Consider the following 26,110-nt stretch of genomic DNA (forward strand, 5'->3'; position numbering starts at 1 on the left):
GGATTGAGAGGCAATAGCTCTGCTACTTAATATGAGCTGAGCCAGTCATGTTCAATTGGAATAGGGAGTTAAACCTCTGCCGCGACAACTCGCCCACTGAAGTAGTCATTCGAGACAATGTATTCGGTTGTTCTGGTCAGCTCGTCTTGCAGCTGCGCCCAGTGACATCGGTTGAGCTTGCCATCGGAGTTATGAACGGCGGGAACAACGCCACCGACTCGAATGCCAAAGGGAGTCAGCTCTTTCGCCCAACTATGGGTAAAGCCAGTGATCATTGAGTTTGCGCTCTCTAAGCCAGACACATCGTGAAAGTCATCATGAGATATCACATTCACAATCACGCCTTCCTTATCTTCCTCTCGCAATCTCTCAGCACTGATTTGCCCAAATGCGAACAGGGTCGATGCCATCGATGAGAGATCATTAATAAAGCTGCTCACAGGCTGATCGCCAATTAGGCTAGGCATTGGGGAGCTTATCCAGTTATTGACCAGCACATCGGGTGTCGTGTTGAAGGTGGTTTGAATAAAATCATATACGCTGAGAATCTCTTGGCTGTCATTGCCTTTGAGCGTGTAGTGGTAAACAGAGTCAGAAAACCGGGCACACTGTAGATACGTCGCTTTAAGTGCTTCCGTGTCTTTATCACAAAGGATGACGGTGGCTCCAAGGTTAACAAAGTGGTTCGCAATCGCCCCCCCCAGTAGCGAGCCGGCAGATGTCACCAATATGATTGAGCTTTTTATTTCCATCCCAGTACCTAAACAAATCGTCCATGTCGGATAAGGATGGGTTAAAATTTATACAACGGGTGTGAATTGGTTCAAACTAAGGTGTGCCAATTAATAAGTTTTTATGAACTTAGTGGCACGTCACATTTTGTAGTAACTCCAAGCGGTAACCGACATCAGGTGTTTTTAGGTTGCCTAAGGCTAGTGGTTCATATCATTCGTGTGAATACTTTGAAGTGTGCGAGTTAGTCGAAGAAGAGCTATGGATAGACAGCGAAAAAGGGAAAGGTAGGTGATCGCTATACTTGAGCTTGAATTTGATACCGACGTTGCGCGGTGGTTAGCTCATTGTAGAGCGTGGCATGTGGCAAATCAGGTAAATGCTTGTTTGCGAGTTTGCGTCGGTCATGACCAGAAAGGTTTTGGTAAACCTCTTCGGGTAAGTCGGCTGTATCTTCAGGCATGAAGGCAAGCGCTTCAGGTTTCAAGTAATGGCTGAGTTTGGCGCTGGCAAGGCTAGCTTGATGAAAATGATTCGATTGCTGAGCTGAAATCTCATATGAAGACTGGTTTGAACGCAGTTGTTGAGGTTCTGCTACGCCAAATTGTTTGCGCAGGCGATCTTCATTTGTCTCTGTGATTTCAATGGTGTCAATTGGCGTGCAATCACGGACATCATTAGAAAACATAGATAACAGCAACGCGAAATCTGCACGGCGACCTTGCTCAACCGCTTGGCTGATCCCGATGCCGAACTTCAGTTCGTTGATGATTCCTGCTTTGTCTAAAGTATGTATTTGCATGTCGCCTCTCATTGGATACACCTTTAACGGCATGGAGTCGGCAAACTTTAGTGTTTAATTACAGGTAAATAGAGAATTTATGTAGGGTTGGGAAGAAGGCTATCAATAGTTCGAGAAGTAAGCGCTATTGGCGGGTTTATTACGAAATGTTTAGATTTTGTGGAACACGACAGATACAAAAAAGCTCACGCCGAGGCATGAGCTTTCAATAGATAACTCGCTATAAATAGCGCAGCGTAAGCAATAATTACTTAGCTAGGTTCTCTTCTACGAAAGACCAGTTTACTAGGTTCCAGAATGCAGCCATGTAGTCAGGGCGAACATTGCGGAAATCGATGTAGTAAGCGTGTTCCCATAGGTCAACAGTTAGAAGTGGAGTAACACCTTCTTCTGTTAGAGGAGTAGCAGCGTTAGAAGTGTTAACGATGTCTAGAGAACCGTCAGCTTTCTTAACTAACCAAGTCCAAGAAGAACCGAAGTTGTTGATTGCTGAATCAGTGAATTTCGCTTTGAATTCTTCGAAAGAACCGAATGCAGCGTTGATAGCTTCTGCAACAGCGCCAGTTGGTTCGCCGCCCGCTTTAGGAGCAAGACAGTGCCAGTAGAACGTGTGGTTCCAGATTTGAGCAGCGTTATTGAAAACACCACCAGTAGAAGTCTTAACGATCTCTTCTAGTGTTTTGCCTTCAAACTCAGTACCTGGGATAAGGCCGTTTAGCTTAACAACGTAAGTGTTGTGGTGCTTACCGTGGTGGAAATCTAGCGTTTCTGCTGAGATGTGTGGTTCTAGCGCGTCTTTCGCGTAAGGAAGAGCCGGTAGTTCAAATGCCATTGCTCAATTCTCCATTGATATGAAAGAGTTAACTCTTTCGATTGCTTCCAGTGATATTATTATTCATGGCTCGCTATACTGCCAACCATGGTCAATTTGCTGACTTGCGATATAGTTTAGCAAGTTTTTACTTTATTAAAAGCTTATTTCATTACTTTTGTGTGAATTGTTAGCTTAGCTTGTTAACCGCTTTTTTTATATGGTTTTTATTCTTTTAGTTTGGGGTAGAATAAAGGCAATAAAAGCCGTAATCCATTAACGAGGAAGCAATGGAAACTATCGATAAAATCAAACAGCAAATTGAAGAAAACACTATTCTACTGTACATGAAAGGTTCTCCTAAGCTACCTAGCTGTGGTTTCTCTTCTCAAGCGTCTCAAGCTCTAATGGCATGTGGCGAAAAATTTGCTTACGTAGATATCCTACAAAACCCTGATATCCGTGCAGAGCTTCCTGCTTACGCACAGTGGCCAACTTTCCCACAACTTTGGGTTGAAGGTGAGCTAATCGGTGGTTGTGACATCATTCTTGAGATGTTCCAAAAAGGCGAACTTCAGCCAATCATCAAAGAAGCAGCGGCTAAAGTTGCTGGCGATGACGCTGAATAAGTTCTAGCCTTTGCGCTGAATAGTTAAAATGAGGGGCCTTAATCAGGCTCCTTTTTTGTTTGAATTGATCGAATCATTGACTCGATAAGGAATGAACAATGAACGTAAAACTTCATTATGTGCATGATCCAATGTGCAGCTGGTGTTGGGGTTACAAGCCAACACTTGAGTTATTGAAACAACAATTGCCTGCGAGCATTGAGTTTAACTATGTAGTGGGTGGTTTGGCCCCGGATTCTGATGAGCCAATGTCAGAAGAGATGAAAGGCAAGCTGCAAGCGATTTGGAAGCAGATCGAAGCTAAGTTGGGTACTGAGTTTAACCATGATTTTTGGACAGAGTGCCAACCTGTTCGCAGTACTTACCCTGCGTGCCGTGCCGTGATTGCTGCAGGTTTTCAAGACCACTACGAAGCGATGCTTGAAGCGATTCAACATGCTTACTACCTTCGTGCGATGTTGCCACATAGCCAAGACACACATTTGCAGTTGGCTGAAGAGCTAGGTATGAATGTTCAACAGTTTGAAAATGACCTTTCTAGCAAGTTATTGGAAAGTGAGTTAGATGACCAGCTAGGCTTTAAAGAAGCGATGGGTGTATTTTCTTACCCGACCTTAATGCTTGAAGTGAACGGCATCTTTAGTGAAGTTGAATTGGATTATCATTCAACGGAAGCGACGCTTAAGTCTATTCGCGAAATTTTAGTGAGTAATGCTCCCGCTGCGTAATTCAGCGAGAGTCATCTGTATTCGCAATGATTTCTAAGGCTTACTCATCAGAGTAAGCCTTTTTTGTTTGGTGTCGCTAGTTCAATGAGAGTGAGCGGAAGGAAGAGTAGAATGAATCTCAGAGACAAAAAAGACCGCACGAGGCGGTCTTTATAAAAGTGAGCGTAGGACTGTTTAACTACAGAACCTAATTACAGAACCATGGCTGCAATCCAACCGAATACGATCAGTGGGATGTTGTAGTGCAGGAACGTCGGTACTACGGTTTCCCATACGTGCTCGTGTTGACCATCAGCATTTAGACCAGACGTTGGACCTAATGTTGAGTCAGAAGCCGGAGAGCCCGCATCACCAAGTGCAGCAGCTGTACCTACTAGAGCGATTGTTGCCATTGGCGAGAAGCCAAATGCTGCTGCTAGTGGAACGTAGATAGTTGCAAGGATTGGAATCGTAGAGAACGAAGAACCAATGCCCATAGTAACCAATAGACCAACAATTAGCATAAGTAGTGCTGCTAGAGGCTTGTTGTCGCCGATGCTTGTTGAAAGTGCTTCAACCAAAGATTCAACGCCACCTGTTTGCTTCATAACTGCCGCGAAACCTGCTGCTGCAATCATGATGAAACCGATCATTGCCATCATGTGAACGCCCTTGGTGAAGACATCTTGTGTCTCTTTCCAAGCAATAACGCCACCGAAGGTAAATACCATGAAACCCGCTAGAGCACCGATGATCATAGAGCCAGTCGATAGTTGAACTGTTAGCGCTGCTACGATACCAGCTGCTGCTACTAGGATGTGCTTCTTGTTGATCTCTTTCACTTCTGTTGAAACAACAGTGTGAGAGGTTTCTTTGTATTGGCGAGGCTTACGGTAAGTAAAGAATACTGCAGTAAGAAGACCGAAGATCATGCCCGCAGCGGGTAACAACATCGCCATTGGCACTTGGCTTGCTACTACGTTTTCAAGACCATTGTCGTGAAGGTTTTTAAGCAGAATGTTGTTTAGGAAGATGCCACCAAAACCAATCGGTAGCACCATGTAAGGTGTAATCAGACCAAAAGTAAGTACACACGCAACTAGACGGCGGTCTAGGTTCATTTTTGCGAATACGCCTAGTAGAGGTGGGATTAAGATTGGGATGAAGGCGATATGTACTGGAATCACGTTTTGCGAAGACATGGTCACTAAGATCAACGACGCAAGCATGCCGTATTTAAGACCAGTCGATGCCGCACTGTTCTCTTTGCCGTGAATGCGTTTGATAACACTTTGAGCAAGGAGATCTGTGATACCAGAACGTGAGATAGCAACAGCGAATGTACCAAGCATAGCGTAGCTAAGTGCAATCGTTGCACCGCCGCCTAATCCACTTTCGAAAGCCGCGACTGCGTCGTTCAAGCTCATACCAGAGGCTACGCCACCGATAATTGCACTGAACGTCAGAGCAACGACTACGTTTACGCGCATCAAAGCTAAAACAAGCATGATGCAAACTGAAATTACAACAGGATTCATATTATTCTCGGGATGTTGTGTTTTTTATGAAGGCAATACGAAAAAACGTTTACCGACTCTATTTTTTATTCTTCGTCAACAAGAGGCCAACCACCAAGGGCTTTCCATTTGTTTACAATGCCGCAAAATAACTCTGTGGTTTTTTGCGTATCATACAAAGCAGAGTGTGCTTCTTTGTTGTCAAATTCCATCCCTGCAGTGCGGCAAGCTTTAGCCAAAACGGTTTGACCGTAGGCAAGACCACTAAGAGCTGCAGTGTCAAAAGTAGCAAATGGATGGAAAGGGACGCGTTTAAGCTTACAGCGCTCACTTGCCGCATTAACGAAGTTCAAATCGAATGTAGCGTTGTGAGCAACCATGATTGCGCGACTGCAATCTGAAGCTTTTTGTTCTTTTCTCACTAGCTTGTAGATTTCTTTAAGGGCTTCTTGTTCCGACACAGCACCACGTAATGGGCTAAATGGGTCTTTAATTCCGTTAAAGTCTAATGCTGCCTGCTCTATATTTGCGCCTTCAAAAGGCTCAATGTGAAAATGAAGCGTTGATGCAGGGTGCAGATCTCCGTTCTCATCCATTTTTAATGTAATGGCACAGATTTCTAATAATGCATCGGTTTCAGCGTTAAACCCTGCGGTTTCCACGTCGATGACCACTGGAAAATAGCCGCGAAAGCGTTTTTTTAGGGTCAGAGCTTCGTTTTCTACAGTCATGTTAGCCCAAATAAGTGTGATTAAGGCTGCATTATTGCAGATAATAGCAGTGATAAAAACTAGGGAAGGGCAATAAATCTTAAATTACCCAATCCATTACGGCTTGATAATTGCATATTTAAACGTGAGAGAAAAATGCGGCAATTGGCTGCATTGTTAAACGAATTGCTTAAGAGATACTCCACTTTATGAAGAAACAACTCATAACAGGTTCAATGCTATTTTCGCTACTTGTGTCGTCATCGGTCATGGCACAAGAAAAGCGTTACGGAGCATCTCCTCAACAGTCGACATGGGAGATGGTAGCCAACACGCCACTTGAATGTCGCTTGGTTCACCCAATTCCAAACTTTGGTGATGCTGAGTTCTCATCTCGCGCGAGTAAAAAAATCATTTTGGACTTTGAGCTTAAAATGCGCCGTCCAATGGGTGCGACGCGCAATGTAAGCTTGATCTCTATGCCGCCACCTTGGCGTCCGGGTGAAAGTGCTGATCGTATGACAACCATTAAGTTCTTCCAGCAATTTGACGGCTATGTCGGCGGTCAAACAGCTTGGGGCATCTTGAGTGAGTTGGAGAAAGGGCGTTATCCGACATTCAGCTACCAAGAGTGGCAGAGCCGAGATCAACGTATCGAAGTGTCGTTGTCGTCGGTGTTGTTCCAAGAAAAATACAATGTGTTCAGTGACTGTGTTGCTAATCTGCTGCCTTACAGCTTTGAAGATATCTCTTTCACTATTTTGCATTACGACCGCAACAGCGATCAGCTGAATAAATCGTCGCGTAAAAGGCTGAGCCAGATTGCTGATTACGTTCGCTATAATCAAGACATCGACCTTGTGCTGGTGGCAACGTACACCGACTCTGTCGACAGCAAAGGGATTAGCCAAAACCTTTCAGAGCGCAGAGCGGAATCGTTAAGAGAGTACTTCAAATCTCTAGGCTTGCCAGAAGATCGTATTCAAGTACAAGGCTATGGTAAGCGTCGTCCGATTGCAGACAATAACTCGCCAATTGGTAAAGACAAGAACCGACGTGTTGTGATCTCTTTAGGTCGTACACAGGTTTAAGCTAAACAATAGCTTGTTTTGAAATGACAAAGCCCGTCTTGATGACGGGCTTTTTTATGTTTTAGATTTGGAGTCGTTGTTTGGACGTAACTTGTTTAGTTCAAGCGGAAGCGGGCGATCATTTCACAGTTGGTCGCGGTATCGATCTTCTCCACCATAGAGGCAATTTTAGGGTTTGGGTGGCGTTTCATGAAATCGATCAGCGCTTTCTTACAGCAACCAATAGAATCGATAAAGCTTGAACATTGAGTATTAGGGCACTGAGGGATCAGTGTGAGTACCTTTTCAGAAGCCAGTTGAAGATACTTGAGCTCGTATTCAGTGTCGCCAGCCCAACGCCAGAATTGAGCAAGATTGTGGCAAGAAATCACCGAAATCAGTAACCGCTCATCGGCTTGAATATCGGTGCGTTCTGTAATTTCTTCACTTAAGTTCAAAGCCTGCTGATAATGAAGAATACTTCGTACAGGATCGTCGAGCTGCAATGCAGTATCGGCAAGTAACGTGTGTTTTTCCCATTCGCTAATCATTGTATTACCTCACTAATCAATAGGTGGTTAATTTAAATGATAATCATTATCATGTAAAGTTTCATCAATGAGATTGTTAAGAATAATTGGTAAAGAATATCGATTATGGTGAGAGTGATAAAAAAGAAGCGAGCATAGTGCTCGCTTCTTTTTTATTTCATCAGGCGTTCAAACTCAACTTCTCAAAGAGGTTAAGGAATTAACCTTCTAGACCTGCGCTTGCTTGTTTGTTCTGAATCAGCTCAATCATGTAGCCATCAGGATCTTTCACGAACGCAATGTGTGTAGAGCCGCCTTTAACCGGACCCGCTTCTCGCGTTACGTTGCCGCCAGCTGCTTTAATCGCATCACACGTTGTGTAGATGTCATCAACACCGATAGCAACGTGACCAAAAGCAGAGCCAAGATCGTATTCCGTGGTGCCCCAGTTGTAAGTCAGCTCAATCACTGCGCCTTGAGATTCGTCGCCAAAGCCAACGAAAGCCAGTGTGTATTCGTACTCTTTGTTTTCGTTCTTACGTAATAGCTGCATGCCCATTACATTGGTGTAGAACTCGATAGACTTGTCTAGATCACCCACGCGTAGCATGGTGTGTAAAATACGACCGTTTGACATGATTTGCTCCTAGCTTGTTATTGGTTGTTTCTTTTATAGCACTATATATGAGCAAGCTCATAAGCAACACCAAAGAGATGATGAGTTTGGTCATATTTTCTTATTCTCATCATCTATCCTACTCTCCCCCTCTACCTTTTTTCTTATTTGTATTACAAGAAATTAAAGAGCGACGGCCTTATTAATTTGTCAGTCACTAGCGCTTAATTCGCAGTTTTGCATAAATAGTAAGTTTGAGTGTTGGTCTTTTTTGTAATGGCCAAGAATGGCCTTGGTTGTTGAATTGTGACTTATATCTCCATCTTGTTGCTGATTTCCTTTCGTTTTTAAAATTGGCATCTAACTTTCCATTTTATCAATTTATGATTACGTCAACATCTCCCTGTTTATAGAAAGGTTATTCCGATGTTTTACTTCGTTATTAAGGAATTTTCGATAAAATACGCCGATAACCAATGGTTTTTACGAAAGTGCAAAGGGTGTCTATTTTTTGTGCTTATCTTTTTTAAACAATAGTTTGGGCTTGTATTGTTTGTTTTATGTTTGATGTTTGATGTGGTTGTGTTTTCAAAGTAGTTGTCAAGTGTGTATCAAGTGTATCTTTTGCGATCTTTGCTAAATAGACAATCCTTACTATATAGTTTTTCAAACGCACCAAATCGACTAAATATTCACTTTTGATTTGTGCGATTTTTCTATCACATAAGAATAAGTATTATTTTATTACATTAGCCTCGGCGTGAGGCATTGATGTGGAGTACTCAAATGACGAGTAAATGGTTTACACAACAAAGTTCAGATGTTTTAAACGAACTGAACGCAGATCAAACGACAGGTTTATCAACTTCTGAAGCGGATGCACGCTTAGAGAAGCACGGCACTAACGAACTGACTGCACAAGAGTCAGCTTCTGCGTGGGAACTGTATATTCATCAATATAAAAACCCACTGATTTTTATTCTAGCTGTTGGTGCAATCGTTTCTTGGTCTACTGGCCACGCGATTGATGCTATTGCTATTGCAGTGATTATCCTTATCAATACTGGTATCGCGTTCTGGCAAGAATTTAAAGCTCAGAAAGGGATGGAAGCGCTAAAAGAAATGGCAGCTCCAGAAGCCGAAGTGATGCGCGATGGTAAATGGATCAGTGTTCCAGCTAAAACCCTCGTTCCTGGTGACATCATCAAAATTAATACTGGCGATATTCTGCCTGCTGATGTTCGTATTCTTGAGTCAAACCGTCTGACGGTAGATGAGGCTGCACTGACCGGTGAATCTGAGCCAGTGAATAAGCAGTCTGAACGCCTTGAAGATGAGACCCTTGGTCTTGGCGATCAGAAGAACATGGGCTTCATGACAACAATCGTGACTACAGGTACAGGCCTTGCTGTGGTAACAAGCACAGGTATGCAAACTGAAGTTGGTCACATCGCTGATATGATGAACCAAACGGAAGAGACGAAAACACCAATGCAAGAGCGTATGGACACCATCGCACTCGCATTATTGGTTGTTGCTCTTGTGGTTGTTGCTATTGTTTGTGCTATCGGTGTTTACCACGGTATGCCATGGTTAGAAATCCTAACAACAGGTATCTCTTTATCGGTTGCCGCTATTCCTGAAGGTTTACCAACGGTGGTTACTATCGTATTAACGATGGGCTCGACTAAGATGGTTAAGAATAATGCTTTGGCTAAACAGCTAGCAGCAATCGAAACGCTTGGTTCTACAACCGTTATCTGTTCAGATAAAACCGGTACGCTAACACAAAACCAAATGCAGGTGATGAAAGCGTACGATGTGTCTGGTCGTTACTGGGATGTGTCAGGTAAAGGTTTTGATCCTAAGGGCGAATTCATTACCAAAGGTCACAATGTCGAAGCGACAAACAGCCCTGCAATGATGAAAGGTCTTGTTGTTGCAACGCTTTGTAACGATGCTGAATATGTAAATGCTGATGGTAAATGGACGGTTCGTGGCAACCCGACAGAAGGTGCACTAATTGTTGCAGCTGCAAAAGCAGGTCTTAAACAAGATGAAATGCTATCAACGGGTGGCTACTCAATCGTTAAGAAGTTCCCGTTCGATTCTGGTCGTAAGATGGCTTCTGTTATCGTTCGTGACCCACAAGGTAAGCACTTCCTAGCATTGAAAGGTGCGCCAGATGTTGTTCTTGGTAAATCAACCAGCTTCATGGTTGACGGTGGTTTCGTACCAACGGTTGGCTGTGAAGTTTCAGGCAACTTGGCTCTCGATACCGCACCGTCTCAAGAGCTTCATTTAAACTTTGAAGCGGCAATCCAAACCTTTGGTGGTGATGCTCTGCGTACACTTGCCGTTGGTTTCCGTGAATTAAAAGAAGAAGAGCTTGAGTTAGATTTCCCTGAGCTTGAAAAAGACGTCAGCATCCTGGGTATCTATGGCATCATGGATCCACCACGCCCAGAAGTACGCGATGCAGTAAATAGCTGTTATAGCGCTGGTGTTCGTACGGTAATGATTACCGGTGACCACGCAGTCACGGCAGCAGCGATTGCTCGTGAAATCGGAATCATCCGTAGCGAAGACGATCTAGTGGTAACGGGTGCTGAGCTTGACCAAATGGATGACGAGAAGCTGTTGTCTATCTGTTCTCAGGTTGCAGTATTTGCCCGTGTTACTCCAGAGCACAAGCTGCGTATCGTAAAAGCGCAGCAAGAGAACAATGAAGTTGCCTCTATGACCGGTGACGGCGTGAACGATGCGCCAGCACTGCGTCGTGCAGACATTGGTGTTGCGATGGGTATTACAGGTACGTCTGTTGCGAAAGACTCAGGTGACCTTATCCTGTTGGATGACAACTTCAGTACTATCGTGAAGGCGGTACGTCAGGGTCGTCAAATTTTCGATAACCTACGTAAGTTTATCCGCCAAGCACTTACAGCGAACGTGGGTGAGGTTTCGGTAATCCTATTTGCATTCCTACTCATGGGACCAGATGTAGTACTTCCGCTAACTCCACTAATGATTTTATGGGTTAACCTCGTTTCTGATGGTCTACCAGCACTCGCACTCGGTGTTGAGCCAGAAGAGAAAGATCTCATGGAGCGTAAGCCAGGCAAACGTGACCAAGGCTTCTTCTCTAATGGTCTAGGCGCTCGTATCCTAACTCGTGGTCTCGCATTAGGTGGTCTAAGCTTTGTGACATTCTCTTACGCACTCGACGGTGGTTACAGTGCTCAATACGCACAAACCGTTGCGTTTTTAACACTGATCTTTGCTCAACTTTGGAGCTTGTTCGATGCACGTACGTTTACAACGATTTATCGTAAGAATCCGTTCACTAACCACTACCTACTTGGTGCGGTGGCAGTATCGGCTATCTTGTCTTTAAGCGTTGTGTACACAAGCTTCGGTCAGTTGGTATTCAGCACAGAAGCGCTAGAGTTTAATCACTTAATATCGTTAATCTTCATTGCAGCAGTACCAACATTTGTTCTATCTGCTATCAAAGAAGTGACTAAAGTGGAGTTTATCTAAGACAGACTTCTTAGCTAAATAATTGAATCCCGCCATAAAAGGCGGGATTTTTTATGCCTGTTGTCTTGGGAGCGCAGAATTAGAAGTGAAAACTTATGTAGAGGCGGATTCTAGAGAGTGGCAATAAAAAAGCAGCGCTTTAAGCGCTGCCGTATTGATTAATCGTTGTGAACGGAAAGACTAATCTTCGCTCTTTTCTTTGAATTCACAGAGGTCTTCAATGATACAGCTGCCACAGCGTGGTTTACGTGCGACACAGGTGTAACGTCCATGAAGAATGAGCCAATGGTGGACATCCAGTTTGAATTCTTTTGGGATAACTTTAAGTAGTTTTGCTTCGACATCGTCGACGGTTTTACCCATCGCTAGCTTAGTGCGGTTTGATACACGATAGATGTGAGTATCAACGGCAATGGTTGGCCAACCGAATGCGGTATTTAACACTACGTTTGCTGTTTTACGACCGACACCTGGAAGGGCTTCTAATGCAGCGCGATCTTCCGGTACTTCACCATTATGTAGGTCAAGCAGCATACGACACGTTTTGATGGTGTTTTCTGCTTTTGAGTTAAATAGGCCGATGGTCTTGATATACTCTTTTAAGCCATCAACACCTAGGTCGAAAATTGCTTGCGGAGTGTTGGCTAAAGGGTACAGCTTATCCGTCGCCTTGTTCACGCTGACATCGGTTGCTTGTGCAGATAATAGAACGGCAATCAGCAGCTCGAATGGGCTGTTCCAGTTAAGCTCAGTCTCTGGCTTTGGATTGTTTTCTCTTAAACGCTCAAGTATTTCTACTCGTTTTACATTGTTCATAGCGACATTACTTTCAAATAGTTAGGGCATGAAGCTTGGATTGCTTCTGCTTTATCATCGGTTACGCGCTCTTATGAGCGTCATTATTATGTGTACTTGGTCAACCTATTTACCTGATGAGCGGTTGAGCTACTCAGCAGGGTTTAAGCTACCGTAACTTATTAGGCATTGGTAACGCGAGCGCGTTCAATGACTGGTTTTTCTTGTTTTGGTTGTCTAGATTTTGCTTGGTTATCGATGATATTTTTCAAAGCAATTAAGAAACCAACACCAATGAAGGCACCCGGTGGAAGCAGGGCTAACAAGAAGCTGTTATCAAATTGGAATATCTGGATTCGTAACACCGAAGCCCAGTCACCAAGCAGCAGGTCTGCGCCATCAAATAGGGTCCCGTTACCAATAATCTCACGCATCGCACCTAACACGACCAATACTGATGTCATGCCTAGACCCATCCAGAAACCATCTTGAGCCGCTGGTAGCACTTCATTTTTTGAAGCGAAGGCTTCCGCACGACCAATGATGATGCAGTTGGTTACGATCAGCGGGATGAAGATACCCAAAGAGAGGTAAAGCCCATAGGCGTAAGCGTTCATCAGCAATTGAACACAGGTTACTAGCGAGGCAATGATCATTACGAATACTGGGATACGTACTTCTTTTGGCACATGATTACGAACCAAAGAAACAGAAACGTTTGAGCCGACCAGTACAAGCAAGGTAGCAATGCCTAGCCCAAGTGCGTTAGTGACTGTTGACGATACAGCCAGCAGCGGACATAACCCAAGAAGTTGCACTAGGGCAGGGTTATTGGCCCACATGCCATTTTTGATCAATGTTTTATGGTCACTCATTATTCACCACCACAATTTAGAGGTTGAGCAAGCAATGCTTGGTTGTTTTGGTTAACGTACTGGACCGCTTGTTTGACTGACTTCACGACTGCTCTTGGCGTGATAGTAGCGCCAGTAAACTGGTCAAAATCACCACCGTCTTTACGAACCTTCCAACGGTCTAGATTAGAATCCGTCACTTGCTTACCTGCAAACGAAAGAATCCAATCACTCACACGCAGATCAATCTTATCACCCAAGCCCGGAGTCTCTTGGTGAGAAAGCACGCGAGTACCTAAAATAGTACCGTCAGTTTTCATTCCAACAATGACTTTAATCGCGCCATTGTAGCCGTCTGGTGCAATCGCTTCGATCGCAATCGCGCTTGGCTCACCATTAAGCTTAGCAATGTAAGCCGGCATCGCTTGCTCAGTACCAAGCTCTTCTGCTTGAACCAAAGTACAAGACGAAAACAGCTCGTTGTCGTGCTGATCGTGTGGGATCACTTGGTTAAGAACAGACAGTAACTGAGCCTGTTCTTGTTGTTTGATCTGATCTTTGGTCAGGTAGTGAGTTACCGCGACCAAACCCGTCGAAGCACACGCAAAAATCGCGAGTACAAGGCCGTTTTTCTTAATTGCATTTAGCATGGTATCCGCTCCCTTAGTGACCGTATGTGCGAGGTTTGGTGTAGTAGTCAATCAGTGGAACACACATGTTGGCTAACAATACAGCAAACGCCACGCCATCAGGGAAACCACCCCAACTGCGGATGATAAAGACTAAACCGCCGATCAGAGCGCCAAACACTAAGCGACCTTTGACTGTCGTGGATGCTGAAACTGGGTCGGTTGCAATAAAGAATGCACCAAGCATAGTCGCGCCAGACAGAAGGTGAATGGTTGGAGAAGCGGTTTCTCCAGGAGTGAGCACTAAGAACACTAAGCTAAACAGAGTAAGACTGCCGATGAAAGCCACAGGGATATACCATTGAATAACACGTTGCTTAATCAGCACTAAACCGCCGATTAGGTAAGCAAGGTTTACCCACTCCCAGCCTACGCCAGCTAACCAACTAAATTGAGGTTGAGATAGTGCTTCTGAGGCAGTATTGCCTGCCGTTAATGCCGTTTTGAATGCATCAAGCGGCGTCGCCATTGTGGTGCCATCAATGCCAAGGCGTGCTTGTTGCAGAGACAAACCTTCGTTATTGAAGCCAGTAAAGATCATCAAGAATGAGTCAATAAAGCTTGTTGCTTCTGCTGTCAGGCTCGCGGGAGCATTCCAACTGGTCATTTGAACTGGGAATGAAATCAGCAAAACAACGTAAGCGACCATCGCAGGGTTAAATGGGTTCTGCCCTAGGCCGCCGTATAAGTGTTTCGCGATAATAATAGCGAAGAACATACCAATGACGAGGATCCACCACGGAGAGTGTGGGGGAATCGCGACACTCAGTAGCCAAGCGGTTACAACAGCACTGTAATCACGCAGTGCCATTACTGGCGGGCGTTTTCTCAATAGCATGACGGCTGCTTCAAAGGTAACAGCAAGTGCAATAGCAAATACTAACTGGATGAGGGTACCCCATCCAAAGAAGTAGGTTTGAGCTAGTAGACCTGGCAATGCACAAATAGCCACCCATTTCATTAGATCTGGGGTGCTTCTACGGCTATGCGCGTGCGGTGAGCTGGCGATAAAGAAGGCCACTACTCTTTCTCCTCATTGTTCTTTTTATCTAGCTCTTGCTGGGCTTTTTTCGCTTTAGCACGAGCGATAGCTGCAGCAACAGCAGCTTTCTTCGGATCGACCTGTTCAGATTGAGTATCAGTTTCTACTTCAACTACTGGTTCAGATGTTTCTGCTTGCTTAGCTTGCTGTGCTTTTTTTGCTTTAGCACGGGCTATAGCGGCAGCAACGGCGTCTTTCTTAGCATCGCCAGAACTTCCAGCTTCAGTTTCAACTGCAGGTTCAGGAGCTTCGGTTGTTTCTTGTGTCGCTTGCTGTGCTTTCTTAGCCTTAGCGCGAGCGATGGCCGCAGCAACAGCAGCTTTCTTAGGGTCGACTTGCTCCGATTGAGTCTCGGTTTCAACTTCAACCACTGGTTCAGATGTTTCTGCTTGCTTCGCTTGCTGGGCTTTTTTGGCTTTAGCACGAGCGATAGCGGCAGTAACAGCATCTTTCTTGGCATCGCCGGATTTTTCAGCAGGAGCTTCAGCAGCAGATTCAGCTTGTTGAGCTTTCTTGGCTTTAGCACGAGCAATGGCCGCAGCGACAGCATCTTTCTTAGCATCGCCAGAGCTTTCAACAAGAGCATCCGAAGCAGATTCCGCTTGCTGTGCTTTCTTCGCTTTAGCGCGAGCAATCGCAGCAGCAACGGCGTCTTTCTTCGTATCGCCTGAGCTTTCTGCAGGAGTATCGGCTGCTGCTTGTTGTGCCTTGCGCTCTCTCGCTTGACGCTTGCGCTCTTCACGCAGTTTAGACATTTCAGAGTTGTCTGGTTCAGCGCCTTCCGCTTTTTGAGCTGCAGCTTGTTTCGCTTTTGCCTTCGCAATAGCGGCAGCAACCGCAGGTTTCACTGCTGGTTCTTCATTCGGAGCCTGATCCGCAGCGGCTTTTTGTGCTTTAACACGAGCAATCGCAGCAGCAATAGCATCATCACCGCCGGATGTTTTCATATCTTTACGGCGGTTATCTGCGGCTTTTTTAAAGCGGTTTTCACGTTCGGCTTTATCACGCTCCATACGAGCGTTCTTCTCTTCAAAACGAATCTTGGCGCGTTCTGCAGCAGCGGCTTCATCTTTTCGAGTTTTGATTTCAGCTTTTGCTTGGCGATAGTACTGAACAAGAGGGATTTCGCTTGGGCAGACAAATGCACATGCACCACATTCAATACAGTCTTTAATATTTAGCTCTTCACACTTATCCAACTCGTTGGCTTTGGCGTGCCATTGCAGTTGTTGAGGAAGTAGAGACGCAGGGCAAGCTTCAGCACATGCGCTGCAACGGATACATTCCATCTCGTAAGTGCTTGGTGAGATCTCACGACGCGTTGGCGCCAAAATACAGTTCGACGTTTTGGTGATTGGCACATTGGCATGCGGCAAGGTAAAGCCCATCATCGGGCCGCCCAAAATTAAACGCGGCAGTTTTTTATCTGCTTTGTAGCCAAACTCTTCAAGTAACTCATGTACTGGTGTGCCTAATAGCGCCCAAACGTTACGAGGTTGCTTAAAGGTTTTACCGGTTAATGTCACAACGCGGTTAACCATAGGTTCGCCGTCAATTACTGCTCGCTTAATCGAGTAAAGAGAGCCGACGTTCTGAACCAAAACACCAATATCTGCAGGTATACCACCAGCTGGAACCTCTTTATTGGTGAGGATCTTGATGAGCTGTTTCTCACCACCCGAAGGGTATTTAGTTGGGATAACTCGAATGACGATGTCTTTGTTTTTCGCTGCAACCTCAAGTGCTTTTATTGCATCAGGTTTGTTGTCTTCAATACCGATAACGGTCAGCTTTGGTCGAAGGATATGTTCAACCACTTCAATGCCTTTTAAAACTTCGTTGGCATGCTCTTGAAGCAACTTGTCATCTGAGGTGATGTAAGGTTCACACTCAGCAGCGTTGACGATCAAAATGTCGGTACGACCTAAACCTGATTGAAGCTTCTTAGCCGTAGGGAAGCCCGCGCCGCCCATGCCTGAAATACCGGCTTGGCGAATCACATCCAGCAGTTCGTCAGAGGTTTTTTTAGAAAAGTCTTCAACTGGATTTTTTTCAATCCAAGTGTCTAAGCCATCAGGTTTAATAACCACGCACATTTCGCTCAGACCTGAAGGGTGAGCGGTGGTTCTTGGTTCAATAGCGGTAATCACACCCGAAGTTGGTGCATGTACTGGCAAAGTAAAACCCGTATCTAAGGCCGTCAGTTGTTGACCTTTTAGTACGGTGTCACCAACAGCAACCAATAGGTTACCGGGCTTACCGATGTGCTGTTTCACTGGAAGAACGATTTCTTCAGGAAGCCTTGCATGGGTGATATCGGTAGTATTTGACTGTTTTTTGTTTTCAGCAGGATGCACGCCGCCCGGGAAATCCCAAATAGAGCCCGTGCGAATTTGTTCAATTAAAGAGATCATACCAACTAACCCTATGCTTTTGGCTCTGATGCAGTCGCATCAGTGGCTTGGTTAGTGATATCAGTAACAGGAATGATGTTCATCTGCCATTTCCAATTTTCAGTCGTTGTTGCCACTGGAATCATTTCGATACAGTCAGTAGGGCACGGTGCGACACATAGATCACAACCTGTACATTCATCTTTAATTACTGTGTGTAGTGCCTTGGTACCACCAACAATGGCGTCAACAGGGCAGGCTTGAATACACTTAGTACAGCCGATACACATATCTTCATGAATGAAGGCAACGGTTTTTACTTTGTTATCTAAATCATGAGCGGAGTCTTCAACTTCTACGCCCATTAAGTCTGCTAGCTTCTCAATAGTTGCTTGGCCGCCCGGAGGACATTTGTTGATCTTGTCTCCGTTAGCAATCGCCTCTGCGTATGGGCGACAACCTGGGTAGCCACATTGACCACATTGAGTTTGCGGTAAGATGGTGTCGATTTGATCGACGATAGGATCGGCTTCAACTTTAAAGCGGATAGAAGCAAAGCCCAAAATAGCGCCAAAAACAGCGGCTAAAACGGCTAGCGCAATGATCGCAATTAAAATGGTACTCATGCTTATTTCACCAACCCAGTAAAGCCCATAAATGCCAAAGACATTAAGCCTGCTGTGATCATCGCAATCGATGCGCCTTTGAAGGGCATTGGAACATCAGCAACCGCAATACGTTCACGCATCGCAGCAAATAGGATCAATACAAGAGAGAAACCCACCGCAGCGCCAAAACCATAGATGATCGACTGAATGAAGTTGTGGTTTTCATTGATGTTCAAAAGTGCCACACCTAATACCGCACAGTTGGTGGTGATAAGAGGCAGGAAGATACCCAATAGGCGATAAAGAGTCGGGCTGGTTTTGTGAACGACCATTTCCGTAAATTGAACGACCACCGCGATAACCAAAATGAAGCTCATGGTACGCAGGTATTCAATACCCAGAGGGGTAAGGATGTAGGTTTCTACTAGGTATGCAGATACCGACGCTAACGTCAGAACGAAAGTCGTCGCGAGGCCCATGCCAATCGCAGTCTCCAGTTTCTTGGAGACTCCCATGAAAGGACATAGCCCTAAAAATTTCACTAGCACAAAGTTATTGACCAGCACTGTGCCAACCAACAACAAAAGGTATTCGGTCATAATGGATTAATTCTTGAGATTCCGATCCCGATATTATCCTGCTTTGCTCACCTAATAACAACCAAGGATCACTAGGGATTTAGACACTTGGTGAAAAAAACATCAGGTAATCGATTGATTATTAAAGTTACCGTAAGTATAGACGGCCAATTTTTACTTCGTGAGACAAGTTTGTAGGAGTAGTTGAATTGGATCTTTCATAAGATCATTCTTGAATTGAACTCGATTTGCTTCCTACGAATAGGGTCATATTTGTGGCTTTTTGTGCTCAGAACTATCAAAAAGAGGAGTGAAAGAGGCGAGTAAAATACGAGCCCAAAGCACTAAAACGCAAAAAGCCGCATCGAGTGATGCGGCTTCTTTAAATTTGGCCCCCTTGTCGAGACTTGAACGCGGGCGGCTAGGTTTGTGACATTAACTTGGAACAAGTTAGTCGCAGTTATATACGAAAAAAGCCCAATCTTTCGATTGAGCTTTTTTCTGAATTTGGCTCCCCTTGCAAGACTTGAACTTGCGACATACGGATTAACAGTCCGCCGTTCTACCAACTGAACTAAAGGGGAATTGCTTGTTAGCGACGCGAATTCTAATAATTGTCCGGATTTCTGTCAATAAAAAATATCAGAAAAAAGTAAGATAAAAAACTTTACTTTCTTGAACGCCTTATAGGATTTAGCTTTGCTTTAGTTATCCACCAAAATTGTGGATAAGTGTGTGTGTGAAACTTTAACAACAATAATCGGGATAAATCGAAAAATGTAAAAACCTTATCTAACGTAATGTATTTAAAAGATTTATAGCAAAATGTCGCAATTGTATAACTTTTGTAGATTATAAAACGAACAGTAAAACAAGCGGTATTTTTAGGTTTTTTGGGGAAAAGTAGTGGATTAAAATTCGAGTAATTTAGCTGGGGAAACTTTGCAGGGCACGGATAATACCAAGTTCTAAAAATAAAAGCTATAACTGATCTCTGATCTTAAGATGCATTTCTCTAGATAATTGTTGCAACGACACTCCTCCTAGAGTGACAATGACCTGATTAAAAAAACAGTATGGAAATGGCGACCTATGAGTAAACTCTTTGACTTGGTATCGGACTACAGCCCGTCCGGTGATCAGCCGACAGCGATAACCAAATTACTAGACGGATTAGATTCTGGTTTGGCACATCAAACTCTACTAGGGGTAACGGGCTCAGGTAAAACCTTTACCCTTGCCAACGTCATTTCCCAATCTCAAAGACCTGCGATTCTGTTAGCGCCTAACAAGACATTGGCGGCTCAACTTTACGGTGAGATGAAATCTTTCTTTCCAAACAATGCCGTTGAGTATTTCGTTTCTTACTACGATTACTACCAACCTGAAGCCTACGTTCCAACCACGGACACGTTCATCGAGAAAGATGCGTCTGTGAACGCTCATATCGAACAAATGAGGCTTTCGGCAACCAAAGCCTTATTAGAACGAAAAGACGCCATCATTGTGGCTTCTGTGTCGGCTATCTACGGTCTGGGTGATCCTAAGTCTTATTTGAAGATGATGCTTCATTTGAGTCGTGGCGAGGTGATGGATCAGCGAGACATCCTGCGTCGATTGGCTGAGCTGCAATATTCAAGAAACGATGTCGCCTTTGAACGTGGTCAGTTCCGTGTTCGTGGTGAGGTGATTGATATCTTTCCGGCTGAATCTGACCAAGATGCGGTTCGAATTGAGATGTTCGATGACGAAGTGGACTGCATTAGTATTTTTGATCCTCTGACTGGTGCGGTGAAACAAAGAGACTTGCCGCGCTTTACGGTTTATCCAAAAACTCACTATGTAACGCCAAGAGAAAAAATCCTTGAGGCGATTGAGAACATCAAGGACGAACTGCGCGATCGTGCTCAATACTTAAAAGACAACAATAAGCTTTTGGAAGAGCAGCGTATCTCTCAAAGAACTCAGTTTGATATTGAGATGATGACTGAGCTTGGCTTCTGTTCCGGTATCGAAAACTATTCACGATACTTGAGCGGCCGTGCGGAAGGGGAAGCGCCGCCAACGTTATTTGACTACCTGCCTGATGATGGTTTGCTGATCATCGATGAGTCACACGTGACTGTGCCGCAAATTGGTGCGATGTATAAAGGTGACCGTTCTCGTAAAGAAACCTTGGTCGAGTTTGGTTTTAGACTGCCTTCTGCATTGGATAACCGTCCAATGAAGTTTGAAGAATTTGAGTCTATAGCCCCACAAACGATTTTTGTGTCGGCAACACCAGGTAATTACGAGATTGAAAAATCAGATGGCGAGATTGCTGATCAAGTGGTACGTCCTACTGGTCTGTTAGACCCAATCATCGAAGTAAGACCTGTCGCGACGCAGGTGGATGACTTGCTGTCTGAAATCAGAATCCGTTCAGTGAAAGAAGAGCGTGTTTTGGTTACCACGTTGACCAAGAGAATGGCAGAAGACTTAACCGAATACCTAAGTGAGCACGGCGTTAAAGTGCGTTACTTGCACTCGGATATCGATACCGTTGAGCGTGTAGAGATCATCCGAGACCTACGTTTGGGCAAGTTCGATGTGTTAGTGGGCATTAACTTACTTCGTGAAGGTTTGGATATGCCTGAAGTGTCGCTGGTGGCGATTCTTGATGCAGATAAAGAGGGCTTCTTGCGTTCTGAGCGTTCTCTGATTCAAACCATTGGTCGTGCTGCGCGTAACTTGGAAGGTCGAGCGATCCTTTATGGTGATTCGATTACTAAGTCGATGAGAAAAGCGATTGATGAAACCGATCGTCGTCGCGAGAAACAGCAAGCCTACAACGAAGAGCAAGGTATCACGCCGCAAGCGTTGAAACGCAATATTAAAGACATTATGGAACTGGGTGATCTAACCAAGTCGAAGCAGCAGCGCCAATCGAAGCAAGTTCCTTTATCTAAGGTGGCTGAGCCTTCTGAAAGTTATGCCGTACTTACGCCGCAACAGCTTGATAAAGAGATCAGTAAGCTAGAAGCTGCGATGTATCAGCATGCTCAGAATCTGGAATTTGAATTGGCAGCACAGAAGCGTGATGAAATTGAGCAGCTAAGAAAGCAGTTTATTACCAACAGCTAATCTCACTTTTCATTCGAAGAATTGTTCCCCTCAATACAAGAATTGAGAGTGTTTCAGGCAAAAAAACAGCCAGTAGTAAATGTTCTACTGGCTTACGTTTGTGAACACTCGGTCCACTAACAACGTCAGTTGGCTAGGTGACCCGAAGGTCATTTAAACCGTTGCATCGTTCGTGCCAGATAGATAAAACATTGATTGTTTGAAGTAAGTAAAAAAACACACTACAAATATTGTTGCTAATTTGCATAATGCAAAGCGGAATGCGACTATAATAAGAAATGCAAATTATAAATGGCTAGGATATGCAATCAAAAACGCTAGATAACAAATCGAAGTATTTGTTGATGGTAGAGGATACCGCTTCGGTAGCAGCTTTATATCGCTCGTATCTTACACCGCTCGAAATTGATATCAACATTGTCGGCACTGGCCGCGATGCAATCGAGAGTTTGAATCATCGAATCCCAGACCTTATTTTATTAGATCTACGTCTGCCTGATATGACGGGTATGGACGTACTATTTGCTGTAAAACAAAAATACCCTGAAGTTCCAGTTATCTTCATGACGGCTCACGGCTCTATCGATACCGCTGTAGAAGCGATGCGTCATGGCTCTCAAGATTTCCTTATCAAACCGTGTGAAGCCGACCGACTCCGTATTACGGTGAATAATGCGATCCGCAAAGCCACCAAACTTAAAAATAGCTCGGAACACCCGGGAAACCAGAACTACCAAGGTTTTATCGGCAGCAGCCAAACCATGCAGCAGGTTTACCGAACTATCGATTCTGCTGCATCGAGTAAGGCGAGCATTTTCATTACTGGTGAAAGTGGTACCGGTAAAGAGGTATGTGCAGAAGCCATTCATGCGGCGAGTAAGCGTGGCGATAAGCCGTTCATCGCGATTAACTGTGCCGCTATCCCTAAAGACCTGATTGAAAGTGAGCTGTTTGGCCACGTTAAAGGTGCCTTTACCGGTGCTGCGACCGATCGCCAAGGTGCTGCTGAGCTTGCTGATGGTGGAACACTGTTCCTTGATGAACTGTGCGAAATGGACTTAGAGCTGCAAACCAAGCTGCTGCGCTTTATCCAAACCGGTACTTTCCAAAAAGTCGGCTCTTCGAAGATGAAGAGTGTCGACGTTCGTTTTGTGTGTGCGACCAACCGTGACCCTTGGAAAGAAGTACAAGAAGGTCGCTTTAGAGAAGATTTATACTATCGTTTATACGTGATTCCATTGCACTTGCCGCCATTGCGTGAGCGTGGTGAAGATGTCATCGAGATCGCGTATTCTCTGCTAGGCTATATGTCGGTCGAGGAGGGGAAGGCGTTTGTACGTTTTGCTCAGGAAGTACTTGATCGCTTTAATCAATATGAGTGGCCGGGTAACGTTCGTCAGCTACAAAACGTGTTGCGGAACGTGGTGGTTTTGAATAACGGCAAAGAGATTACTCTCAACATGCTTCCACCACCGTTGAACCAACCGATTGAAAACAGTCTGCGATTGAAAGAGAAGCAGAATGAAGACATTACGGTAAAAGATATTTTCCCATTGTGGATCACTGAGAAAACGGCTATCGAGCAGGCCATTAAAGCGTGTGATGGCAACATCCCTCGTGCGGCAGGTTTCTTAGATGTCAGTCCATCGACGATATACCGTAAGTTGCAAACGTGGAATGCGAAGCAGTAATCAACAAACAATAAGAAAATAATAATGACGAAAGTATTAAATCAGCAAAAAGTTGATGAGCTTGCCGGCGAAATAGGCCAAGAGAATGTCCCGGTTTTACTGGAAATCTTTTTAGGTGAGTTGAAAGGCTACTACGAACACCTAGAGATAAATAAAGAGTCGGATACCTCTAAGTACTTGGCTGATATCAGTCATGCGCTTAAGAGCAGCGCAGCAAGCTTTGGTGCGGATTCTTTGTGTAGTTTTGCGATTAGCTTAGACGCAAAAGTGAAGCAAGCGTTGCCTGTAACCGAGATTGATTTTCAAGATATGCAAGACCTCCTGTTATCGACGTACACTGAATATCAGCAGTTGATGACGGACCTTTAAAACAGCGAGTTATTACTGAGATTAAAAAAGGAGCAGCATGCTCCTTTTTTGTTGTTTGTCGCTTGAACCTATGGCTACGCCAACTGGGCTTCAATGGCTTGTTGAAGCTTCACACGGTCGTGTCGCCAATCTCGGTTTGCCGATGCAAGATCTGTGGTCACACAATTCCATTGCACTTCTAGTTCCGGGTGAGGTTCATTGCCTAACACGATGTCTATTTTCCTTGCCTTACAGGTACGTTCACACCACTCCAATTGCTCTTGAAGCGTCATTTTCCCTGCGGGACCGTGCTCTGGTGAAAGGTTTTCAACGAAGATAACTTTTGCCTTGGTGTTCTCAGAGATTGCTTTGCCAATCTCTGGAAGGAGAAGAGGGGGCATCACACTGGTTAAAAAGCTTCCAGGGCCAAGGACAATGCAGTCTGCTTGCTCAACGGCAGCAACGGCTTCTTTGGTTGCTGGCACTTCTGGAGACAAGTCCATCATGCGCAGCTTTTCCGTCATGTCATCAACGTTGGTTTCGCCGGTAACCCAGCGGCCGTCCATTGATAGAGCCGTGAGGTCTGAAGGATGCTCAGTCATCGGCACGATATTGACATCGACCTTGAGCATATTTCGAATCAGGTTAATTGCTTCCAATGGGCGAACGGAAAGGTTGTCTAACGCCGTCAGCATTAGGTTACCCAAGTTATGACCGTCTAACTCACCTTGACCACGAAAGCGGTATTCGAACATCATCGAACTGATTGAAGGCTCTGTGATTAATTGGTTGATACAGTTGCGTGTATCTCCCCATGCGATGCCACCTTGGCAATCTCTAATACGTCCGGTGGAACCGCCGTTATCTGTCGTTGCAACAATGCCAGTTGCGTTGTTACCAAAGTCTTTTAATGCAGCTAACATGCGACCTAAGCCATGGCCACCGCCGATTGCTACGACTTTCTTTGAAGAGTAAATATTCATTTATTGTTCTTGTTAGGTTATTACCAACTATAATTTAGGTTAAATGCTTCTCGCTATATACTCAACAAGAGTTATTTTGAGCGTTTGATACGTTTTTTTTTGCCGATGTGACCCGTTTTTTACCATCAGAGCTAGATTCACGTACAAATATTAAGTATTTTATTACTCAGCTACTGCGCGTGTGAATATAACGCTCAGTTGCCATAACTCCGAGCTCTCGCATGCTAAGTCGCACAGTGGTATTTGCTGTACCGATACGCATCAAGAGCCAGTGACATGTTGTCACAAGGGCTTAATTGGAAATGATTATGCCTCCCGTGTTTGGAAAGGTGTTCCGTGGCGCAACAATTCGAAGATAGATTCCATCGCAAGTTTTATTACTTGCGCTTGTCGGTTACAGACGTCTGTAACTTTAAATGTACTTACTGCTTGCCAGATGGTTACAAACCGTCAGGGCAAAAAAACTCGTCTTTTTTAAGTGTTCCCGAGATCAAACGCGTTGTTAAAGCGTTTGCAGATTGTGGTACCTCAAAGATCCGCATTACAGGCGGAGAGCCGAGTCTGCGTAAAGACTTTCCTGAAATCATACATACCGTTGCTTCTACTCCAGGCATCGAAAAAGTAGCCACCACAACGAATGGCTACCGCATGGAGAAACAAGTAGGGCAATGGCGTGATGCTGGTTTAACCCATATAAACGTGAGCGTGGATAGTTTAGATTCGCGCATGTTCCATCAGATCACTGGTGAGAATAAGTTTACTGAGGTTATGCGAGGCATTGATAAAGCGTTTGAGGTTGGCTTTGAACAAGTCAAAGTCAACGTCGTATTAATGAAAGACCTCAATAGTCAGGAATTACCAGCCTTCCTTAATTGGATCAAAGACAAACCTATTCAATTACGTTTTATCGAGCTGATGAAAACCGGCGAGATGGACGAGTTGTTCGATAAACATCATGTGTCTGGCGTTGCGATTCGCAACCAGCTTATTGCTAATGGTTGGCTGTTAAAAGTCAAAGCCGTTAACGATGGCCCGGCGCAAGTGTTTGTCCACCCAGACTACAAGGGTGAAATCGGTTTGATCATGCCTTACGAGAAAGACTTTTGTGAGAGTTGTAACCGACTGCGCGTTTCTGCGACCGGTAAACTTCACTTATGTCTGTTTGGCGACCATGGTGTTGAACTGAGAGATCTGATTCAAGAAGATCAACAAGAGCAAGAACTCATTGATCGAATTCAGGCTCAGCTTCAAACCAAGTCCGTTAGCCACTTCTTACACGATGGCAACAGCGGCATGACTCCAAACTTGGCGTCAATCGGCGGTTAACCCGCTACACACTCTA

Annotated in this window: 23 protein-coding genes, 1 tRNA gene and 1 riboswitch; of the genes, 8 read left to right on the forward strand and 16 right to left on the reverse strand. The window is 44.7% G+C overall.

Annotated elements, in window-relative coordinates:
- Positions 1 to 68 precede the first annotated feature (68 nt).
- The 3 genes from AB6E51_RS08175 to sodB all read right to left on the reverse strand — a co-directional run bounded on the left by AB6E51_RS08175 (position 69) and on the right by sodB (position 2,366).
- Positions 69 to 752 carry an SDR family oxidoreductase gene (locus AB6E51_RS08175; RefSeq protein ID WP_372058197.1) on the reverse strand — a complete coding sequence of 228 codons (684 nt, stop codon included), beginning with the start codon at positions 750 to 752 and terminating at the stop codon, positions 69 to 71.
- 278 nt (positions 753 to 1,030) lie between these two features.
- A complete protein-coding gene (locus tag AB6E51_RS08180) occupies positions 1,031 to 1,534 on the reverse strand; it encodes a VC2046/SO_2500 family protein (RefSeq protein ID WP_276202729.1) in 504 nt (167 codons plus the stop codon).
- Positions 1,535 to 1,781: 247 nt separating this feature from the next.
- Positions 1,782 to 2,366, reverse strand: coding sequence for a superoxide dismutase [Fe] (sodB, locus tag AB6E51_RS08185; RefSeq protein WP_004734050.1), 585 nt, complete (start codon positions 2,364 to 2,366; stop codon positions 1,782 to 1,784).
- A 269-nt stretch (positions 2,367 to 2,635) separates the two neighbouring features.
- Between sodB and AB6E51_RS08190 the strand changes: the two genes are divergently transcribed.
- Both AB6E51_RS08190 and AB6E51_RS08195 read left to right on the forward strand, forming a co-directional pair.
- Complete coding sequence (locus tag AB6E51_RS08190) at positions 2,636 to 2,974, forward strand: Grx4 family monothiol glutaredoxin (protein WP_004741702.1); 339 nt, start codon at positions 2,636 to 2,638, stop codon at positions 2,972 to 2,974.
- Positions 2,975 to 3,072: 98 nt separating this feature from the next.
- Positions 3,073 to 3,702, forward strand: coding sequence for a DsbA family protein (locus AB6E51_RS08195; RefSeq protein ID WP_017061180.1), 630 nt, complete (start codon positions 3,073 to 3,075; stop codon positions 3,700 to 3,702).
- Positions 3,703 to 3,893: 191 nt separating this feature from the next.
- On the opposite strand, the gene AB6E51_RS08200 is transcribed toward AB6E51_RS08195, so the two are convergent.
- The gene (locus AB6E51_RS08200; RefSeq protein WP_029235135.1) at positions 3,894 to 5,219 is read right to left on the reverse strand and encodes a Na+/H+ antiporter family protein; all 1,326 of its coding nucleotides are present in this window, start codon (positions 5,217 to 5,219) and stop codon (positions 3,894 to 3,896) included.
- Positions 5,220 to 5,284: 65 nt separating this feature from the next.
- Complete coding sequence (gene rnt, locus AB6E51_RS08205) at positions 5,285 to 5,929, reverse strand: ribonuclease T (protein ID WP_017061178.1); 645 nt, start codon at positions 5,927 to 5,929, stop codon at positions 5,285 to 5,287.
- 188 nt (positions 5,930 to 6,117) lie between these two features.
- On the opposite strand from rnt, the gene motY reads away from it, so the two are divergent.
- Positions 6,118 to 6,999, forward strand: coding sequence for a flagellar protein MotY (motY, locus tag AB6E51_RS08210; protein ID WP_017063457.1), 882 nt, complete (start codon positions 6,118 to 6,120; stop codon positions 6,997 to 6,999).
- 95 nt (positions 7,000 to 7,094) lie between these two features.
- Here motY and AB6E51_RS08215 read toward each other — a convergent pair whose 3' ends face one another.
- Positions 7,095 to 7,529 carry a DUF2753 domain-containing protein gene (locus AB6E51_RS08215; RefSeq protein ID WP_004734047.1) on the reverse strand — a complete coding sequence of 145 codons (435 nt, stop codon included), beginning with the start codon at positions 7,527 to 7,529 and terminating at the stop codon, positions 7,095 to 7,097.
- A 199-nt stretch (positions 7,530 to 7,728) separates the two neighbouring features.
- A complete protein-coding gene (gene gloA, locus AB6E51_RS08220) occupies positions 7,729 to 8,145 on the reverse strand; it encodes a lactoylglutathione lyase (protein WP_004734046.1) in 417 nt (138 codons plus the stop codon).
- Positions 8,146 to 8,910: 765 nt separating this feature from the next.
- Here gloA and AB6E51_RS08225 point away from each other — a divergent pair.
- Complete coding sequence (locus tag AB6E51_RS08225) at positions 8,911 to 11,664, forward strand: cation-transporting P-type ATPase (RefSeq protein WP_102321073.1); 2,754 nt, start codon at positions 8,911 to 8,913, stop codon at positions 11,662 to 11,664.
- 180 nt (positions 11,665 to 11,844) lie between these two features.
- On the opposite strand, the gene nth is transcribed toward AB6E51_RS08225, so the two are convergent.
- The 8 genes from nth to AB6E51_RS08265 form a co-directional block, all read right to left on the reverse strand.
- Complete coding sequence (gene nth, locus AB6E51_RS08230) at positions 11,845 to 12,480, reverse strand: endonuclease III (RefSeq protein ID WP_017061172.1); 636 nt, start codon at positions 12,478 to 12,480, stop codon at positions 11,845 to 11,847.
- A 161-nt stretch (positions 12,481 to 12,641) separates the two neighbouring features.
- Entirely contained in the window at positions 12,642 to 13,334 is a 693-nt protein-coding gene (locus AB6E51_RS08235; protein ID WP_012603531.1) for an electron transport complex subunit E, read from the reverse strand.
- On the reverse strand, positions 13,334 to 13,963 hold the full coding sequence (rsxG, locus tag AB6E51_RS08240) for an electron transport complex subunit RsxG (protein ID WP_017061171.1): 630 nt from the start codon (positions 13,961 to 13,963) through the stop codon (positions 13,334 to 13,336). Before rsxG ends, AB6E51_RS08235 begins: the two co-directional genes overlap by 1 nt.
- A gap of 13 nt (positions 13,964 to 13,976) precedes the next feature.
- Positions 13,977 to 15,023: an electron transport complex subunit RsxD gene (rsxD, locus tag AB6E51_RS08245; RefSeq protein ID WP_017063459.1), complete on the reverse strand. Its 1,047-nt coding sequence runs from the start codon at positions 15,021 to 15,023 to the stop codon at positions 13,977 to 13,979.
- A complete protein-coding gene (rsxC, locus tag AB6E51_RS08250; RefSeq protein WP_372058196.1) occupies positions 15,023 to 17,458 on the reverse strand; it encodes an electron transport complex subunit RsxC in 2,436 nt (811 codons plus the stop codon). The genes rsxD and rsxC overlap by 1 nt, the downstream gene beginning before the upstream one ends.
- Positions 17,459 to 17,469: 11 nt before the next feature.
- Positions 17,470 to 18,063 carry an electron transport complex subunit RsxB gene (gene rsxB / locus AB6E51_RS08255; protein WP_004734040.1) on the reverse strand — a complete coding sequence of 198 codons (594 nt, stop codon included), beginning with the start codon at positions 18,061 to 18,063 and terminating at the stop codon, positions 17,470 to 17,472.
- A gap of 2 nt (positions 18,064 to 18,065) precedes the next feature.
- Positions 18,066 to 18,644 (reverse strand): electron transport complex subunit RsxA, encoded by a 579-nt coding sequence (gene rsxA, locus AB6E51_RS08260; protein ID WP_004734039.1) that lies wholly within the window; start codon positions 18,642 to 18,644, stop codon positions 18,066 to 18,068.
- A gap of 487 nt (positions 18,645 to 19,131) precedes the next feature.
- Positions 19,132 to 19,207 (reverse strand) — tRNA-Asn (locus AB6E51_RS08265).
- A 508-nt stretch (positions 19,208 to 19,715) separates the two neighbouring features.
- On the opposite strand from AB6E51_RS08265, the gene uvrB reads away from it, so the two are divergent.
- The 3 genes from uvrB to luxU all read left to right on the forward strand — a co-directional run bounded on the left by uvrB (position 19,716) and on the right by luxU (position 23,806).
- Positions 19,716 to 21,746, forward strand: a complete 2,031-nt coding sequence (gene uvrB / locus AB6E51_RS08270) for an excinuclease ABC subunit UvrB (RefSeq protein WP_372058195.1) — start codon at positions 19,716 to 19,718, stop codon at positions 21,744 to 21,746.
- 302 nt (positions 21,747 to 22,048) lie between these two features.
- Entirely contained in the window at positions 22,049 to 23,437 is a 1,389-nt protein-coding gene (luxO, locus tag AB6E51_RS08275; RefSeq protein ID WP_004734031.1) for a quorum-sensing sigma-54 dependent transcriptional regulator LuxO, read from the forward strand.
- A gap of 24 nt (positions 23,438 to 23,461) precedes the next feature.
- Positions 23,462 to 23,806, forward strand: coding sequence for a quorum-sensing phosphorelay protein LuxU (luxU, locus tag AB6E51_RS08280; protein WP_017062179.1), 345 nt, complete (start codon positions 23,462 to 23,464; stop codon positions 23,804 to 23,806).
- A 74-nt stretch (positions 23,807 to 23,880) separates the two neighbouring features.
- On the opposite strand, the gene AB6E51_RS08285 is transcribed toward luxU, so the two are convergent.
- Entirely contained in the window at positions 23,881 to 24,768 is an 888-nt protein-coding gene (locus AB6E51_RS08285) for a YvcK family protein (protein ID WP_017062178.1), read from the reverse strand.
- A 195-nt stretch (positions 24,769 to 24,963) separates the two neighbouring features.
- A riboswitch (molybdenum cofactor riboswitch) is annotated at positions 24,964 to 25,116 on the forward strand.
- Here AB6E51_RS08285 and moaA point away from each other — a divergent pair.
- Complete coding sequence (gene moaA, locus AB6E51_RS08290) at positions 25,105 to 26,094, forward strand: GTP 3',8-cyclase MoaA (protein ID WP_009848642.1); 990 nt, start codon at positions 25,105 to 25,107, stop codon at positions 26,092 to 26,094. (Overlaps the previous riboswitch by 12 nt.)
- Positions 26,095 to 26,110 lie beyond the last annotated feature (16 nt).

The organism is Vibrio sp. 10N.247.311.47, from assembly GCF_041467535.1.
Classification (GTDB): Bacteria; Pseudomonadota; Gammaproteobacteria; order Enterobacterales; family Vibrionaceae; genus Vibrio; species Vibrio crassostreae_C.

Bases quoted from the DNA above. Each gene is read 5' to 3' on its own strand.
- AB6E51_RS08175 (WP_372058197.1), bottom strand. From the start codon at position 752: ATGGAAATAAAAAGCTCAATCATATTGGTGACATCTGCCGGCTCGCTA.
- AB6E51_RS08180 (WP_276202729.1), bottom strand. From the start codon at position 1,534: ATGCAAATACATACTTTAGACAAAGCAGGAATCATCAACGAACTGAAG.
- sodB (WP_004734050.1), bottom strand. From the start codon at position 2,366: ATGGCATTTGAACTACCGGCTCTTCCTTACGCGAAAGACGCGCTAGAA.
- AB6E51_RS08190 (WP_004741702.1), top strand. From the start codon at position 2,636: ATGGAAACTATCGATAAAATCAAACAGCAAATTGAAGAAAACACTATT.
- AB6E51_RS08195 (WP_017061180.1), top strand. From the start codon at position 3,073: ATGAACGTAAAACTTCATTATGTGCATGATCCAATGTGCAGCTGGTGT.
- AB6E51_RS08200 (WP_029235135.1), bottom strand. From the start codon at position 5,219: ATGAATCCTGTTGTAATTTCAGTTTGCATCATGCTTGTTTTAGCTTTG.
- rnt (WP_017061178.1), bottom strand. From the start codon at position 5,929: ATGACTGTAGAAAACGAAGCTCTGACCCTAAAAAAACGCTTTCGCGGC.
- motY (WP_017063457.1), top strand. From the start codon at position 6,118: ATGAAGAAACAACTCATAACAGGTTCAATGCTATTTTCGCTACTTGTG.
- AB6E51_RS08215 (WP_004734047.1), bottom strand. From the start codon at position 7,529: ATGATTAGCGAATGGGAAAAACACACGTTACTTGCCGATACTGCATTG.
- gloA (WP_004734046.1), bottom strand. From the start codon at position 8,145: ATGTCAAACGGTCGTATTTTACACACCATGCTACGCGTGGGTGATCTA.
- AB6E51_RS08225 (WP_102321073.1), top strand. From the start codon at position 8,911: ATGACGAGTAAATGGTTTACACAACAAAGTTCAGATGTTTTAAACGAA.
- nth (WP_017061172.1), bottom strand. From the start codon at position 12,480: ATGAACAATGTAAAACGAGTAGAAATACTTGAGCGTTTAAGAGAAAAC.
- AB6E51_RS08235 (WP_012603531.1), bottom strand. From the start codon at position 13,334: ATGAGTGACCATAAAACATTGATCAAAAATGGCATGTGGGCCAATAAC.
- rsxG (WP_017061171.1), bottom strand. From the start codon at position 13,963: ATGCTAAATGCAATTAAGAAAAACGGCCTTGTACTCGCGATTTTTGCG.
- rsxC (WP_372058196.1), bottom strand. From the start codon at position 17,458: ATGATCTCTTTAATTGAACAAATTCGCACGGGCTCTATTTGGGATTTC.
- rsxB (WP_004734040.1), bottom strand. From the start codon at position 18,063: ATGAGTACCATTTTAATTGCGATCATTGCGCTAGCCGTTTTAGCCGCT.
- rsxA (WP_004734039.1), bottom strand. From the start codon at position 18,644: ATGACCGAATACCTTTTGTTGTTGGTTGGCACAGTGCTGGTCAATAAC.
- uvrB (WP_372058195.1), top strand. From the start codon at position 19,716: ATGAGTAAACTCTTTGACTTGGTATCGGACTACAGCCCGTCCGGTGAT.
- luxO (WP_004734031.1), top strand. From the start codon at position 22,049: ATGCAATCAAAAACGCTAGATAACAAATCGAAGTATTTGTTGATGGTA.
- luxU (WP_017062179.1), top strand. From the start codon at position 23,462: ATGACGAAAGTATTAAATCAGCAAAAAGTTGATGAGCTTGCCGGCGAA.
- AB6E51_RS08285 (WP_017062178.1), bottom strand. From the start codon at position 24,768: ATGAATATTTACTCTTCAAAGAAAGTCGTAGCAATCGGCGGTGGCCAT.